The sequence below is a fragment of the Streptomyces sp. NBC_00353 genome, from assembly GCF_036108815.1.
Classification (GTDB): Bacteria; Actinomycetota; Actinomycetes; order Streptomycetales; family Streptomycetaceae; genus Streptomyces.
Genome location: NZ_CP107985.1, coordinates 7,454,281 through 7,468,779, shown reverse-complemented (window position 1 = coordinate 7,468,779; position 14,499 = coordinate 7,454,281). Strand labels below are relative to the sequence as shown.

General features: G+C 69.2%; 14 protein-coding genes. 5 read left to right on the top strand and 9 right to left on the bottom strand.

Features of this window, described 5'->3' with window-relative positions:
* From OHA88_RS33650 to OHA88_RS33625, 6 genes are read right to left on the bottom strand one after another with little or no spacing between them, the layout of a single operon-like run.
* Positions 1-1,257: a cysteine desulfurase gene (locus tag OHA88_RS33650; RefSeq protein ID WP_326603016.1), complete on the bottom strand. Its 1,257-nt coding sequence runs from the start codon at positions 1,255-1,257 to the stop codon at positions 1-3.
* The gene (gene sufC, locus OHA88_RS33645; RefSeq protein WP_030919835.1) at positions 1,254-2,018 is read right to left on the bottom strand and encodes a Fe-S cluster assembly ATPase SufC; all 765 of its coding nucleotides are present in this window, start codon (positions 2,016-2,018) and stop codon (positions 1,254-1,256) included. Before sufC ends, OHA88_RS33650 begins: the two co-directional genes overlap by 4 nt.
* A gap of 7 nt (positions 2,019-2,025) precedes the next feature.
* Positions 2,026-2,343 carry a bifunctional 3-phenylpropionate/cinnamic acid dioxygenase ferredoxin subunit gene (locus tag OHA88_RS33640; protein WP_030919832.1) on the bottom strand — a complete coding sequence of 106 codons (318 nt, stop codon included), beginning with the start codon at positions 2,341-2,343 and terminating at the stop codon, positions 2,026-2,028.
* Positions 2,343-3,524, bottom strand: coding sequence for a Fe-S cluster assembly protein SufD (sufD, locus tag OHA88_RS33635; protein ID WP_326631192.1), 1,182 nt, complete (start codon positions 3,522-3,524; stop codon positions 2,343-2,345). Before sufD ends, OHA88_RS33640 begins: the two co-directional genes overlap by 1 nt.
* Positions 3,525-3,583: 59 nt before the next feature.
* The gene (gene sufB / locus OHA88_RS33630; RefSeq protein ID WP_267005779.1) at positions 3,584-5,005 is read right to left on the bottom strand and encodes a Fe-S cluster assembly protein SufB; all 1,422 of its coding nucleotides are present in this window, start codon (positions 5,003-5,005) and stop codon (positions 3,584-3,586) included.
* Entirely contained in the window at positions 5,002-5,742 is a 741-nt protein-coding gene (locus tag OHA88_RS33625; RefSeq protein WP_328628262.1) for a helix-turn-helix transcriptional regulator, read from the bottom strand. The genes sufB and OHA88_RS33625 overlap by 4 nt, the downstream gene beginning before the upstream one ends.
* A gap of 136 nt (positions 5,743-5,878) precedes the next feature.
* Here OHA88_RS33625 and OHA88_RS33620 point away from each other — a divergent pair, with 136 nt between their 5' ends.
* The 4 genes from OHA88_RS33620 to OHA88_RS33605 all read left to right on the top strand — a co-directional run bounded on the left by OHA88_RS33620 (position 5,879) and on the right by OHA88_RS33605 (position 9,303).
* A complete protein-coding gene (locus tag OHA88_RS33620; protein ID WP_267005777.1) occupies positions 5,879-6,805 on the top strand; it encodes an ABC transporter ATP-binding protein in 927 nt (308 codons plus the stop codon).
* A complete protein-coding gene (locus OHA88_RS33615) occupies positions 6,802-7,569 on the top strand; it encodes an ABC transporter permease (RefSeq protein WP_328628261.1) in 768 nt (255 codons plus the stop codon). Before OHA88_RS33620 ends, OHA88_RS33615 begins: the two co-directional genes overlap by 4 nt.
* A 79-nt stretch (positions 7,570-7,648) precedes the next feature.
* Positions 7,649-8,662 (top strand): COX15/CtaA family protein, encoded by a 1,014-nt coding sequence (locus tag OHA88_RS33610; RefSeq protein ID WP_328628260.1) that lies wholly within the window; start codon positions 7,649-7,651, stop codon positions 8,660-8,662.
* A gap of 209 nt (positions 8,663-8,871) precedes the next feature.
* Entirely contained in the window at positions 8,872-9,303 is a 432-nt protein-coding gene (locus tag OHA88_RS33605) for a hypothetical protein (protein ID WP_328628259.1), read from the top strand.
* Positions 9,304-9,310: 7 nt separating this feature from the next.
* Here the strand turns inward: OHA88_RS33605 and OHA88_RS33600 are convergent, their stop codons facing one another.
* The 3 genes from OHA88_RS33600 to OHA88_RS33590 form a co-directional block, all read right to left on the bottom strand.
* Entirely contained in the window at positions 9,311-10,453 is a 1,143-nt protein-coding gene (locus tag OHA88_RS33600) for an amidohydrolase (protein ID WP_328628258.1), read from the bottom strand.
* Positions 10,454-10,575: 122 nt separating this feature from the next.
* Positions 10,576-10,935 (bottom strand): hypothetical protein, encoded by a 360-nt coding sequence (locus OHA88_RS33595; RefSeq protein WP_326631180.1) that lies wholly within the window; start codon positions 10,933-10,935, stop codon positions 10,576-10,578.
* Positions 10,936-11,031: 96 nt separating this feature from the next.
* Complete coding sequence (locus tag OHA88_RS33590) at positions 11,032-11,985, bottom strand: heme o synthase (RefSeq protein ID WP_328628257.1); 954 nt, start codon at positions 11,983-11,985, stop codon at positions 11,032-11,034.
* A 400-nt stretch (positions 11,986-12,385) separates the two neighbouring features.
* Here OHA88_RS33590 and tkt point away from each other — a divergent pair, with 400 nt between their 5' ends.
* Positions 12,386-14,488 carry a transketolase gene (tkt, locus tag OHA88_RS33585; RefSeq protein ID WP_326631178.1) on the top strand — a complete coding sequence of 701 codons (2,103 nt, stop codon included), beginning with the start codon at positions 12,386-12,388 and terminating at the stop codon, positions 14,486-14,488.
* The last annotated feature ends 11 nt before the right edge of the window (positions 14,489-14,499 follow it).

The window sequence follows — 14,499 nt, the reverse complement described above, 5'->3', positions numbered from 1 at the left end:
TCAGCCGAAGAAGTTCCGTACGTGCTCCAGACCGTCCACCAGTGCGTCGACCTCGGCAGGCGTGGAGTACAGATAGAACGACGCTCGCGTCGTCGCAGGAATTCCGTACCGCAGGCAGACCGGCCGTGCGCAGTGGTGTCCGACCCGGACCGCGATGCCCTGCTCGTCGAGGACCTGGCCCACGTCGTGCGGGTGGATGTCGCCGAGCGTGAACGAGATCGTGGCGCCGCGGTCCTCCGCGGTGGCCGGACCGATGATCTTGAGGTCCGGGACCTCCAGGAGACGCTTCACCGCGTACTCGGTGATCGCGTGCTCGTGCTGGAAGATCTTGTCCATGCCGATCGCCGAGAGGTAGTCCACGGCCGCGCCGAGGCCGACGGCCTGCGCGATCGGGGGCGTACCCGCCTCGAACTTGTGCGGCGCCGGGGCGTATGTCGACGAGTGCATCGACACGGTCTCGATCATCTCGCCACCACCGAGGAACGGCGGCAGGTCCTCCAGCAGCTCGTGGCGGCCCCAGAGCACACCGATGCCGGTCGGGCCGACCATCTTGTGACCGGTGAAGGCCACGAAGTCGGCCTGCAGCGCCTGCACGTCGAGCACCATGTGCGGGGCGGCCTGCGAGGCGTCGATGCAGACCAGCGCGCCGACCTGCTGGGCGCGGCGGATGATCTTCTCGACCGGGTTGATCGTGCCCATGATGTTGGAGACCAGCGTGAAGGAGACGATCTTCGTCTTCTCCGTGATGATCTCGTCGATGTTGGACAGGTCGAGGCGGCCGTCGTCGGTGATGCCGAACCACTTCAGCTTCGCGCCGGTGCGCTGCGAGAGCAGCTGCCACGGCACGATGTTGGAGTGGTGTTCCATCTCCGTGGTGACGATCTCGGTCTCGTGGTCCACCCGGTAGGGCTCGTCGGCCCAGCCGAGCATGTTCGCCACCAGGTTGAGCGACTCCGAGGCGTTCTTGGTGAAGATCACCTCGTTGCGGCTCGGCGCGTTGATGAACGCGGCGACCTTGTCACGGGCGCCTTCATACAGCGCCGTGGCCTCCTCCGCGATCGTGTACACACCTCGGTGGACGTTGGCGTTGTGCCGCTCGTAGTACTCGTTGAGAGCGTCGAGCACCTGGCGCGGCTTCTGCGAAGTCGCCGCGCTGTCCAGGTAAACGATCTTCTTCCCGTCGTGGACCGTACGATCCAGCAGGGGGAAGTCCTTGCGGATCGCCTCGGTGTCGAGGAGGCCCGGCAGCTGTGTCACGCGGAAGCGCCACCCTTCACATATGCCTCGTAGCCCTCGTTCTCCAGCTTGTCGGCGAGCTCGGCGCCGCCGGACTCGGCGATACGGCCGTTGGCGAAGACGTGCACGAAGTCGGGCTTGATGTAACGGAGGATCCGCGTGTAGTGCGTGATCAGCAGCGTGCCGACCTCGCCGGTCTCGCGGACCCGGTTGACGCCCTCGGAGACGACGCGCAGGGCGTCGACGTCCAGGCCGGAGTCGGTCTCGTCGAGGATCGCGACCTTCGGCTTGAGGAGCTCCAGCTGAAGGATCTCGTGGCGCTTCTTCTCACCGCCGGAGAAGCCCTCGTTGACGTTGCGCTCGGCGAACGCCGGGTCCATCTGGAGGTCGGCCATCGTCTCCTTGACCTCCTTCACCCAGGTACGCAGCTTGGGCGCCTCGCCGCGGACGGCGGTGGCGGAGGTACGCAGGAAGTTGGAGACCGAGACACCGGGGATCTCGACCGGGTACTGCATGGCCAGGAAGAGGCCGGCGCGGGCGCGCTCGTCGACGGTCATCGCCAGGACGTCCTCGCCGTCCAGGGTCACCGTGCCGCTGGTGATCGTGTACTTGGGGTGACCCGCGAGGGAGTACGCGAGGGTCGACTTGCCGGACCCGTTGGGGCCCATGATGGCGTGGGTCTCGCCCTGCTTCACGATCAGGTCGACGCCCTTGAGGATCTCCTTCGTGGCGTTGTCGGCCTCGACGGAGACGTGCAGGTCGCGGATTTCAAGCGTTGCCATGGGTGACTCAGGACTCCTGGGTGACGGAGACGAGCACATCGTCCCCTTCGATCTTGACGGGGTATACGGGGACGGGGCGCGTCGCGGGAAGGCCGGACGGCTTACCGGTGCGCAGGTCGAAGCTGGAGCCGTGCAGCCAGCACTCGATCATGCAGTCCTCGACCTCTCCCTCGGACAGTGAGACGTTCGCGTGCGAGCAGATGTCGTTGATCGCGAACACCTCGCCCTCGGTGCGGACCAGGGAGACCGGCGTACCGTCGAGCTCCACCCGCTTCGGGGTGTCCTCCTCCAGCTCGCTCAGCGCACAGACTTTGACGAAGGCCATCAGACGGAAGCCTTCAGCTCGGCCTCGATCTTGTCGAGCAGACGGGCCTCGACGTCCGGCAGACCGATCTGCTGGACGAGCTCGGCGAAGAAACCGCGCACGACGAGTCGGCGGGCCTCCTCGGCCGGGATGCCGCGGGACATCAGGTAGAAGAGCTGCTCGTCGTCGAAGCGGCCGGTGGCGGAGGCGTGACCGGCGCCGACGATCTCGCCGGTCTCGATCTCCAGGTTCGGCACGGAGTCGACCCGCGCACCGTCCGTGAGAACCAGGTTGCGGTTCATCTCGTACGTGTCGGTGCCCTCGGCCTTGGCCTGGATGAGCACGTCACCGATCCATACGGCGTGCGCGTCCTGGCCCTGCAGCGCGCCCTTGTAGACGGCGTTGGACTTGCAGTGCGGGGTGTTGTGGTCGACCAGGAGGCGGTGCTCCTGGTGCTGGCCCTTGTCGGTGAAGTACAGACCGAAGAGCTCGGCCTCGCCGCCGGTGCCCGCGTAGGCGACCCGCGGGTGGAGCCGGACCAGGTCGCCGCCGAAGGTGACGACGATCGACTTGAAGGTGGCGTCCCGGCCGATCAGCGCGTTGTGCTGGGCGGCGTGGACGGCGGTGTCGTCCCAGTCCTGGACGGAGACGACGGTGAGCTTCGCGCCGTCACCGAGGACGTACTCGACGTTGCCGGCGACGACCGCGTCACCGGTGTGGTCGATGACGACGACGGCCTCGGCGAAGGCTCCCAGCTCGACGACCTGGTGGGCGTAGGCCACACCGCCCTCGCCGTGCACGGCGATCCGGATCGGCTCGGTGAGCACGGCCTCCTTGGCGACCGTGATGACCGAGGCCTGCTCGAAGGACGAGTACGCCTGGGCGGCGACGCGGTCCACCGGGGTGCCGGCCCGGCCGAGCCGGGCGTCGTCACGGCCGACGGTCTCGATGGTGACGCCCTCGGGGGCCTCCACCGCGACCTTGACGGCGCCACCGGTCGCGACGGCGGTGCCGTCGTGCAGCCCGCGCAGCCGCTCCAGCGGCGTGAACCGCCACTCCTCCTCGCGGCCGTGCGGGACCGGGAAGTCCGCTACGTCGAAGGACGGGGGCGCGCTCATGCGCGTGGCGACGGTCGACTCGGCGGCCACCGCGATGGACCCGGTGGTGGTGGACCCCGCCGGAATGTTCTGAGCCTCAGCCATGGCTGTCGTAGTGCTCGCTTTCTCTGTCAAAAGTCGGGGGATTCGGTCGTCAGGCTGTGCTAGCCGACCGAACCCTCCATCTGCAGCTCGATCAGCCGGTTGAGCTCAAGCGCGTACTCCATGGGCAGCTCGCGCGCGATGGGCTCGACAAAGCCACGCACGATCATGGCCATGGCCTCGAACTCGGTCAGACCGCGGCTCATCAGGTAGAAGAGCTGGTCCTCGGAGACCTTGGAGACGGTGGCCTCGTGACCCATGGACACGTCGTCCTCGCGGACGTCCACGTACGGGTACGTGTCGGAGCGGGAGATCGTGTCGACCAGGAGCGCGTCGCACAGCACGTTGGACTTGGAGCCCGCGGCGCCCTCGCCGATCTCGACCAGACCGCGGTACGAGGTACGGCCGCCGCCTCGCGCCACCGACTTGGAGACGATGTTGGAGGAGGTGTTCGGCGCCATGTGGACCATCTTGGATCCGGCGTCCTGGTGCTGGCCCTCGCCCGCGAAGGCGATGGAGAGCGTCTCGCCCTTGGCGTGCTCGCCCATCAGGTAGACGGCCGGGTACTTCATGGTGACCTTGGAGCCGATGTTGCCGTCGACCCACTCCATGGTCGCGCCCTCGTACGCCACGGCGCGCTTGGTGACCAGGTTGTAGACGTTGTTCGACCAGTTCTGGATCGTCGTGTAGCGGCAGCGGCCGCCCTTCTTCACGATGATCTCGACGACGGCGGAGTGCAGCGAGTCCGAGGAGTAGATCGGCGCGGTGCAGCCCTCGACGTAGTGGACGTAGGCGTCCTCGTCGACGATGATCAGCGTCCGCTCGAACTGGCCCATGTTCTCCGTGTTGATACGGAAGTAGGCCTGCAGCGGGATGTCGACGCGGACACCCTTCGGCACGTAGATGAACGAGCCACCGGACCACACGGCCGAGTTCAGCGAGGCGAACTTGTTGTCGCCGACCGGGATGACGGTGCCGAAGTACTCCTTGAAGAGCTCCGGGTGCTCCTTCAGCGCGGTGTCCGTGTCGAGGAAGATGACGCCCTGCTCCTCCAGGTCCTCACGGATCTGGTGGTAGACGACCTCGGACTCGTACTGCGCGGCGACACCGGCGACCAGGCGCTGCTTCTCCGCCTCCGGGATACCGAGCTTGTCGTACGTGTTCTTGATGTCCTCGGGCAGGTCCTCCCAGGACTCCGCCTGCTTCTCGGTGGACCGCACGAAGTACTTGATGTTGTCGAAGTCGATGCCCGACAGGTCCGAGCCCCAGTTCGGCATGGGCTTCTTGTCGAACAGACGCAAGCCCTTGAGGCGGAGCTTCAGCATCCACTCGGGCTCGTTCTTCTTTGCCGAGATGTCGCGTACGACAGCCTCGGAGAGGCCGCGCTTGGCCGCCGCGCCTGCCGCGTCGGAGTCGGCCCAGCCGAATTCGTACGTACCCAGACCCTCGAGCTCAGGGTGGGCAGTCTCCGTGGGGAGCGTCATGCGGGGTTCCTCCCGGCCGTGCTTGCAGATGCTGATGGGGTGGTCTGTGCGGTTGCGGGTCCGCCGCGCGGTACGAACGTCGTGCACACCCCGTCGCCGTGGGCGATGGTGGCCAGACGCTGCACATGGGTCCCGAGCAGGCTGGAGAAGATCTCCGTCTCCACCTCGCACAGCTGCGGGAACTGCTCGGCGACATGTGCGACCGGGCAGTGGTGCTGGCACAGCTGCTCGCCCTGCTGAGGGCCCGGCGCGCTTCGCGCCGTAGCAGCGTACCCGTCGGCCGACAAGGCCTTGGCCAGCGCCTCTGTGCGCTTCTCGGGGTCCGCCGCGTCGATCGTCTTGCGGTAGGCCACCGACTGGGCGGCGGCCCGGGCGCGGACGAAGGCGACTACTGCTTCGTCGCCCGCGGTCTCGGCGATCCAGCGAAGAGCGTCGGCGGCAAGCTTGTCGTACGACTGGTCGAAGGCGTCCCGGCCACAGTCGGTCAGGACGAACACCTTGGCCGGACGGCCGCGGGTCCGCGCCCCGTACACCCGCTGTTCGCGGGCTTCGACGACACCGTCGGAGACGAGGGCGTCGAGATGGCGGCGGACGGCGGCCTGGGTCAGCCCCAGGCGCTTCGCCAGATCGGCGACGGTGGACGGGCCGTGGTCCAGGATGGAGCGCGCGACCCGGTTGCGCGTCGAGCGCTCTCCGGTCGCGAGTTCCTCCTGCGGAGCCTCGCCCTGGTATTTCACAACGCCATTGTTGCGTAATTCCTCCGGCCCTGACAACCACGGTCCGAAACGATCAATGGTGGAGTTCGTCACTTAGGGTTACCTAATTCGGCCCCGGGGGACTCACCCGCCGGGCCGCTGCCTAGACTTACCGGCCATGAAGAACGAGCCGGTCGTGCAGATCCGTGGCCTGGTGAAGCGGTACGGCACCAAGACCGCCGTGGACGGCCTCGACCTGGGCATACGCACCGGTGCGGTCACCGCCGTCCTCGGCCCCAACGGTGCCGGCAAGACCACCACGATCGAGACCTGCGAGGGCTACCGCCGGCCCGACGCGGGCACCGTCCGCGTCCTCGGTCTCGACCCGGTCGCCGACGCCGCCGAGCTCCGTCCCCGGATCGGCGTGATGCTGCAGTCGGGTGGTGTCCACTCCGGAGCACGCGCCGACGAGATGCTCCGCCACATGGCGAAACTCCACGCCCACCCGCTGGACGTCGACGCCCTGATCGAGCGCCTGGGCCTCGGCAGCTGCGGCCGTACGACCTACCGGCGCCTCTCCGGCGGCCAGCAGCAGCGGCTCGCCCTGGCGATGGCCGTCGTCGGCCGCCCCGAGCTGGTGTTCCTGGACGAGCCGACCGCGGGCCTCGACCCGCAGGCCCGCCGCTCCACCTGGGATCTCGTACGGGAACTGCGCTCCGACGGTGTGTCGGTCGTCCTCACCACCCACTTCATGGACGAGGCCGCGGAGCTCGCCGACGACGTCGCCATCGTCGACGCGGGCCGGGTCATCGCCCAGGGCAGCCCGGAGACGCTCTGCCGCGGCGGCGCCGAGAACACCCTGCGCTTCACCGGCCGCCCCGGTCTCGACCTCGGCTCGCTGCTGAAGGCGCTGCCCGACGGCACGCAGGCGGCCGAGCTCACCACCGGCGCGTACCGCATCACCGGCCAGGTCGACCCGCAGCTGCTGGCCACCGTCACCTCCTGGTGCGCGCAGCACGGCGTGATGCCGGACGGCATCTCCGTCGAGCGCCACACCCTGGAGGACGTCTTCCTGGAACTGACCGGCAAGGAGCTGCGCGCATGAGCGCCGGTACGTACACCCCGCGGCCCGGTGCCGCCCCGCTGCCCCGCATGATCGGCGCACAGGCCGCGCTGGAGACGCGGATGCTGCTGCGCAACGGCGAGCAGCTGCTCCTGACGGTGATCATTCCGACGCTGCTGCTGGTGCTGTTCAGCGCGGTCGACATCGTGGACACCGGCGCGGGCAGGTCCGTCGACTTCCTGGCGCCCGGCATTCTCGCGCTGGCCGTCATGTCCACCGCCTTCACCGGCCAGGCGATCGGCACCGGCTTCGAGCGGCGCTACGGCGTGCTCAAGCGGCTCGGTGCCTCACCGCTGCCCCGTTGGGGTCTGATGACCGCCAAGACCCTCTCCGTGCTGGTCACCGAGGTGCTGCAGGTCGTGCTGCTGACGGCGATCGCGTTCGCGCTCGGCTGGTCGCCGCACGGCAGCCCGTTCGCCGTCCTGCTGCTCCTCGTGCTCGGCACCGCGGCCTTCTCCGGGCTCGGGCTGCTGATGGCCGGGACGCTGAAGGCGGAGGCGACGCTCGCCGCCGCCAATCTGGTCTTCCTGCTGCTGCTGGTCGGCGGCGGGGTCATCGTGCCGCTGGACAAGTTCCCGGGCGCGGTGCAGTCGGCGCTCGGACTGCTGCCGATCGCTGCCCTGTCGGACGGACTGCGGGACGTGCTCCAGCACGGTGCCTCGATGCCGTGGCGGGCTCTCGGGATCCTCGCGGTCTGGGCGGTGCTCGGGCTCGGCGCGGCGGCGAAGTTCTTCCGCTGGGAATGACCGCGGACGGACCTCTCCGGCACGACGGTTCGGGGTAACTCGTCCCCCTCGTGAAAGCTTGCACAAGCCGCCGCTTACGATGGTGCGCGTGCCCAAGCTGACCCGAGCCGAAGTCGCTCAAGCCGCGCGGAACCCGCTTCTCTGCATCGCCGAACGCTGGACTCCGTCCCCCCGGACGGTCCGCCGGGCGGCGATGTCGGCCGTCGTGATGGCCGTGCTCATCGTGGTGACCGGCGGCGCTGTCCGGCTCACCGGCTCCGGCCTCGGCTGCCCGACCTGGCCCAAGTGCACCGACGAGTCCCTGACAGCGACCAGCGCGATGGGCTTCCACGGTGCCATCGAGTTCGGCAACCGGATGCTCACGTACGTCCTGTGTGCGGCGGTCGGCTGGACGATCATCGCCGCCCGCTCGGCGAAGCCGTGGCGGCGCAGCCTCACCCGGCTCGGCTGGGCACAGTTCTGGGTGGTCATGGGCAATGCGGTGCTCGGCGGCATCGTGGTGCTGGTCGGCCTCAACCCGTACACCGTCGCGGCGCACTTCCTGCTCTCCACGGCGCTGCTCACGGTCGCCGTGGTGACCTGGCAGCGGGTCCGTGAGGGCGACGGCGAGCCCCGTCCGCTGGTGGGCAAGGCGGTCTCACAGCTGACCTGGCTGCTGACGGCCGCGGCCGGTCTGCTGATCGCGGTAGGCACGGTCGTCACGGGTGCCGGACGGCACGCGGGCGACTCCAGCGATGTCCACCGCATCCCGCTCGACTGGAAGATGATCGCGCAATTGCACGCCGATCTCGCATGGGTCGTGGTGGCGCTGACGGTGGCGCTCTGGTTCGTACTGAAGGCCGTCGACGCACCGGCCGGGCCGCAACGCCGCACCCGTGATCTCTTCGTGGTGCTGATGGCGCAGGGCGTGATCGGTTACGTCCAGTACTTCACCGACACCCCGGAGATCCTGGTCGGGCTGCACATGCTCGGCTCGTGCCTGGTGTGGATCGCAGTCCTGCGGGTCCTGCTGTCGCTGCGCGAGCGCCCCTCGGCCGTCGCCTCCGTCCCCGGCCCCGCCGCCGAACAGCCGCAGCCCGCAGCCGCCGGCTGAGCGCAAGGGCGGCGATCGGCTCACTTCCCCTCCCCTTTCGGCCATTTCCTGTCACGGTTTCAAGGAACACACCCCTCCGGCCCCACCATGAAGGCCGTCACAGATCGTTCGTTCGGTCTCTGGGGTGGGACATGGGTTCGTGTACGGGACTGGACCGCGTCCGGTGCTTTCACCGTGGTCTTTCGCTCGCGGAGAGCGGGAAGTACGAGATGCCCCTCCCCCGGGCGAAGCTGCCCGGCGTCAGTACCGCGCTGCCCTCGCTGGTCGTCGTCATCGGTCTGGTCATCCTGTTCGCGAACTTCTCGTGGCGCCGGCTCGGGTTGATGATCGTCCTGGTCCCGCTCGGGGCCGCGATCGCCCGTGCCTCGGTCCGGACCGCGGTGCAAGAACGTGACAGCGCCGCCCGCTTCGCGGACCGGGTGTACGCGACCGGGGGTACGCAGGGACCGGACCTCAAGCACTGCCAGGGGTGCCAGTACGTGCTGCTGCGCACGGGCACGGGAGAGGACCCCGGTCATTTCTCGACGCCCACCCACATGTCCGGTTTCCGCGGCTGGGCCGAGAAACAGGGAGCTCGCTTCGCTCCGGCGGCCGGATCCCATGGGAAGGCCCCCGACAAGGACAAGAAGGACAAGGGCTGAGCCCCCCTCACGTCAGCCCGTACACCCTGCGCGCGTTGCCGGAGGCGATCATCGCGGCGACCCGCGTGGCATCGGCACGCGACCACGCGCCGTCCGCCACCCAGCCGCCCAGCACCCGGCCGAGCGCCTCGCGGAACTGCCGCGCGCCCACCACATGGAGTTCCGGCAGCCCCTCGGCGCCGCTGGAGAAGAGCAGCTTGCCGAAGGGGGCCGGCTCGAGGACCTCGGCGAGGACGGCCGCAGCGCGCGCCCCCGTCCGGGCGAGGGCGGCTCCCACGTCGGCGTACACATGCGGATGGACGCTCGCGAGCTGCGCGGCGTGCCGGTGGTACGGGTAGCTGTGCAGCAGCACCAGATCGCTGCCGAGCCCGGCTGTGGCGGCGGCGAAGCCCGCGAGCCGCCGCGGGTCGGTGGAGTGCAGATGGAACTGCAGCGGCCGCCCGCAGGCCACGGCGGTCCACAGCAGATGCCGCAACAGCACCGGGTCGTCGAGGGCCGTGTACGGCGCACGCGGGCCACCCCAGCCGGTGCGTGCCGCTCTGCGTTCCGCCTCCCGCCCGGCGAGCCACCGCCCGGCCGCGCCGCGCACCGCGCCCGGCCCGGGCGGCCCCGGGTCGGGATCCAGACCGTGGCGTGCGGCCGCGACGGAGGTGAAGGCGGCGGCGGAGGCGGCGGAGGTGTGCACGGCCTCGGCGAGGTTGGCGAGGAAACTCTCGACGGTGCCCGAGGTGTCGGCGACCTGCTCGGCCAGCGACTCCAGCCGGACGAGCTCGCGGGCGTCGGCGCCGGACGCGACGGCGATCTCGGCGGGGCCCGTGAGGTCACCGGGGAGCCCGGTGTCGACGAGATAGGTGGAGACCCCGGTGGCGCGCAGCAGCCGTCGGCCGGTCTCCAGCACGCCCAGTTCCCGGCGGCGGGCCAGATAGCCGGCCGGCGGGCAGTGGGGTTCGAGGCCCAGCAGCGGCGGGCACCAGCGGCGCACGGCGAAGCCGGTCTGGGTGTCGAAGAAGGTGGTGCCGGGGGCGGGCTGCCCGCCGGCCGTGGCGGCCGTGGCCAGCCGGGCCTCGAAGGTGCCGAGGCCCAGCTCGGTCCGGAGCACCCCGTGGCAGTGCTGATCGACCAGATCCACCACGGGCAGTATGTCGGTCATCCGGGGCTCCCTGCGACGACGTGTGTGTACACGTCCTAACGGGTGAACCCGGTGCGGGGTGTTGCTCCTGCGCCACCGGGATACGCGCCCCGCACGCCCTCGGGTGCGGCCCGGGCGTCCGGTCAGGCCTTGTTGGACGGGCCGCCGACCTGGATCCCCGCCATCCGCGTCCACTCGTAGGGACCGGTGCGGACCTTGGCGGCGAACTCGCCGTCGAAGGACTCGTGCATCGTGATCCCGGCCTTCGCGGTGGCGCTCTCGGCGACCGCGTACGACGGTGCGACCAGGTCGCCCCAGCCGCCGTCCGCGCCGACCAGGACGATGCGGGTGCCCATCTGCCCGATGTACGCGAGCTGCCCCTCGGCGCCGCCGTGCGCCTTGGCGAAGGCGCCGATCTGCTTGGCGAGCCTGGCCGCCCTGCGCTCCGCGCGGGCGGCCTGCTTGCTGTCGTCAACCTGCTGGGTTTCTGCCGTCTCTGCCATGCAACGGATGCTACCGACGGGTAGATCAACTGGCGACGGGCGGGTGACGTGGCATGGGCCACGTCACCCGCCCGTCGGCAGGAGCAGAAGCGGGGGTCACCTCAGGAAGGGGTCCACCGCGACGGCGACGAACAGCAGCGAGACATAGGTGATCGACCAGTGGAACAGTCGCATCTCCTTGAGCTTGGCACCGGACACCCCGGCCTTGGCCCGGTTCTGCAGGCCGTGTGCCTCCCAGAGCCAGAACCCACCGGTCAGCAGCGCCACCGAGGTGTAGAACCAGCCGGTGTAGCCGAGCGGGGTCAGCAGCAGCGAGACGGCCACCATCACCCAGCTGTAGATGACGATCTGCCGGGCCACCACCCGGTTGGAGGCGATGACCGGAAGCATCGGAACGCCGACCCGGGCGTAGTCGTCCTTCACCTTCATCGACAGCGGCCAGTAGTGCGGCGGCGTCCAGAAGAAGATGACGGCGAAGAGGATGACGGCGGCCCACGACACCGAGTTCGTGACGGCGGACCAGCCGATGAGGACCGGCATGCAGCCCGCGATGCCGCCCCAGACGATGTTCTGCGCGGTGCGGCGCTTCAGCAGCATCGTGTAGACGACGACGTAGAAGAGCAGGGCGCCGAGCGACAGCGCCGCCGACAGCCAGTTGACCAGCAGTCCGAACCAGATCGTCGAGATCACCGCGAGGGCGATGCCGAAGGCCAGGCATTCGCGCGGACTCACCATGCCGGTCACCAGTGGGCGCTGCGACGTACGGTCCATCAACGCGTCGATGTCGCGGTCGATGTACATGTTGAGCGCATTGGCACCGCCCGCGGAGAGATATCCGCCGATGGTGGTGGTGAGCACGAGCCACAGGTCGGGCACACCTTGAGCGGCCAAGAACATCACCGGAACAGTGGTGATCAGCAACAGCTCGATGATCCGTGGCTTGGTCAGCGCCACGAATGCCTTGACACGGGCCCCGAACGGGCGATGGCCCCCTGGGCTCGGAGTCAAGGCGACCCCTGCGGGTCGGGACTCGACGGCCGTCACGCACACCCCTGACAGAGAAATCCCAGCAAGCTCCGGACATGAAGGCCCAGTAAAGACTTGCGCGAACCAGACCACTGTAGACGTTGGGGACAGGCCGTTCTTCGCGGGGGTGGGGTCGTGTTGGAGTGGCACAGAAGTGCTGTGCGGAAGCGGCGCAGAAGTGCCGCGCAGGAGAGGCGCATAAGTAAGGAGTGACGCTCATCGGAGTGGCGCAGAAGTAGCTGGTCGCGCTCATTGGAGTAGCGCAGAAGTGAGCCCTCCCGCTCATACGGGAGGCGAACTTCGCGGGTCGCCTGCACCCTGGAAAGCACCCGGAAATTGCGGGTTCCGTCGGGGGTAGGCTCGACAATGTCCGGTGCGGTCACAGTCACCGGTTTACAACAGTGGAGAGGAGCCCTGACTCAGGGTGAGCACCAAGCCGACCACCACAGACCTCCAGTGGACCGAATTGGACCAGCGGGCCGTGGACACTGTCCGCGTCCTTGCCGCCGACGCCGTACAGAAGGTCGGAAACGGCCACCCGGGTACGGCGATGAGCCTGGCTCCCGCCGCGTACACCCTTTTCCAGAAGGTGATGCGGCACGACCCCGCCGACGCGGACTGGACGGGCCGCGACCGGTTCGTGCTCTCGGCGGGCCACACCAGCCTGACCCTGTACATCCAGCTCTACCTGGCCGGGTACGGCCTGGAGCTCGATGACCTCAAGGCGTTCCGTACCTGGGGTTCGAAGACCCCCGGGCACCCGGAGTACGGCCACACCACCGGTGTCGAGACGACGACGGGCCCGCTGGGCCAGGGTGTCGCCAACGCCGTGGGCATGGCGATGGCCGCCCGCTACGAGCGTGGTCTGTTCGACCCGGAGGCGGCCCCCGGCACCTCCCCGTTCGACCACATGGTCTGGGCCATCGCGGGTGACGGCTGCCTGCAGGAGGGCATCTCCGCGGAGGCGTCCTCGCTGGCCGGGCACCAGAAGCTGGGCAACCTGGTCCTGCTCTGGGACGACAACCACATCTCCATCGAGGGCGACACGGAGACCGCGGTCTCCGAGGACACCCTGAAGCGGTACGAGGCGTACGGCTGGCACGTCCAGCGCGTCGCCCAGCTGCCCAACGGCGACCTGGACCCGGCGGGTCTCTACGACGCGCTGCAGGCGGCCAAGGCCGAGACCGGGCGTCCGTCGTTCATCGCGGCCCGCTCGATCATCGCCTGGCCGGCCCCGCACGCCCAGAACACCGAGGCCTCGCACGGCTCGGCGCTCGGCGACGACGAGGTCGCCGCGACCAAGAAGGTCCTGGGCTTCGACCCGGAGAAGACCTTCGAGGTCTCCGACGAGGTCATCTCGCACACCCGTGAGGCGCTGGACCGCGGCCGTGAGGCCAAGGCCGAGTGGGAGAAGAAGTTCGCCGCGTGGCGCACCGCCAACCCGGAGCGCGCCGCCGAGTTCGACCGGATCTCGGCGGGCGAGCTGCCCGCGGGCTGGGAGGACAAGCTTCCGGTCTTCGAGCCGGGCAAGGCGGTCGCCACCCGCGCCGCCTCCGGCAAGGTGCTCCAGGCGCTCGGCGAGATCATCCCCGAGCTGTGGGGCGGCTCCGCCGACCTCGCCGGCTCGAACAACACCACGATCGACAAGACGTCGTCGTTCCTCCCGGCGGGCAACCCGCTGCCGGGCGCGGACCCGTACGGCCGAACGATCCACTTCGGTATCCGCGAGCACGCCATGGCCGCGGCCATGAACGGCATCGCACTGCACGGCAACACCCGCATCTACGGCGGCACCTTCCTGGTGTTCTCCGACTACATGCGCAACGCCGTGCGTCTGTCCGCGCTGATGCACCTGCCGGTGACGTACGTGTGGACGCACGACTCGATCGGTCTCGGCGAGGACGGCCCGACCCACCAGCCGGTCGAGCACCTGGCCTCGCTGCGCGCCATCCCGGGCCTGAACATCGTCCGCCCGGCCGACGCCAACGAGACCTCCATCGTCTGGCGCGAGATCCTGCGCCGCTACACCAAGGTGTTCGGCAAGGGCGCCCCGCACGGTCTGGCGCTGACCCGCCAGGGCGTGCCCACGTACGAGGCGAACGAGGACGCGGCCAAGGGCGGCTATGTGCTCTTCGACTCCGAAGGGACCGACGGGCAGAGCGCGGAGCCGCAGGTCCTCCTGATCGGTACCGGTTCCGAGGTGCACCTCGCCGTCGAGGCGCGCGAGGAGCTGCAGGCGGCCGGCATCCCGACCCGGGTCGTGTCGATGCCCTCCGTCGAGTGGTTCGAGGAGCAGGACCAGGCGTACAAGGACAGCGTTCTGCCGCCGTCCGTGAAGGCCCGCGTCGCCGTCGAGGCGGGCATCGGCCTGACCTGGCACCGGTACGTCGGTGACGCCGGACGGATCGTCTCGCTGGAGCACTTCGGTGCCTCGGCCGACGCCAAGGTCCTCTTCCGCGAGTTCGGCTTCACCGGCGAGCACGTGGCCGCCGCAGCCCGGGAATCCCTCGCCGACGTCACGCGCTGACGCCGTTATAC

Excerpts from the sequence above, each read along its gene's own strand:
- sufC (WP_030919835.1), bottom strand. The coding sequence starts at position 2,018 with ATGGCAACGCTTGAAATCCGCGACCTGCACGTCTCCGTCGAGGCCGAC.
- OHA88_RS33640 (WP_030919832.1), bottom strand. The coding sequence starts at position 2,343 with ATGGCCTTCGTCAAAGTCTGTGCGCTGAGCGAGCTGGAGGAGGACACC.
- sufD (WP_326631192.1), bottom strand. The coding sequence starts at position 3,524 with ATGGCTGAGGCTCAGAACATTCCGGCGGGGTCCACCACCACCGGGTCC.
- sufB (WP_267005779.1), bottom strand. The coding sequence starts at position 5,005 with ATGACGCTCCCCACGGAGACTGCCCACCCTGAGCTCGAGGGTCTGGGT.
- OHA88_RS33620 (WP_267005777.1), top strand. The coding sequence starts at position 5,879 with ATGAAGAACGAGCCGGTCGTGCAGATCCGTGGCCTGGTGAAGCGGTAC.
- OHA88_RS33615 (WP_328628261.1), top strand. The coding sequence starts at position 6,802 with ATGAGCGCCGGTACGTACACCCCGCGGCCCGGTGCCGCCCCGCTGCCC.
- OHA88_RS33610 (WP_328628260.1), top strand. The coding sequence starts at position 7,649 with ATGGTGCGCGTGCCCAAGCTGACCCGAGCCGAAGTCGCTCAAGCCGCG.
- OHA88_RS33605 (WP_328628259.1), top strand. The coding sequence starts at position 8,872 with ATGCCCCTCCCCCGGGCGAAGCTGCCCGGCGTCAGTACCGCGCTGCCC.
- OHA88_RS33600 (WP_328628258.1), bottom strand. The coding sequence starts at position 10,453 with ATGACCGACATACTGCCCGTGGTGGATCTGGTCGATCAGCACTGCCAC.
- OHA88_RS33595 (WP_326631180.1), bottom strand. The coding sequence starts at position 10,935 with ATGGCAGAGACGGCAGAAACCCAGCAGGTTGACGACAGCAAGCAGGCC.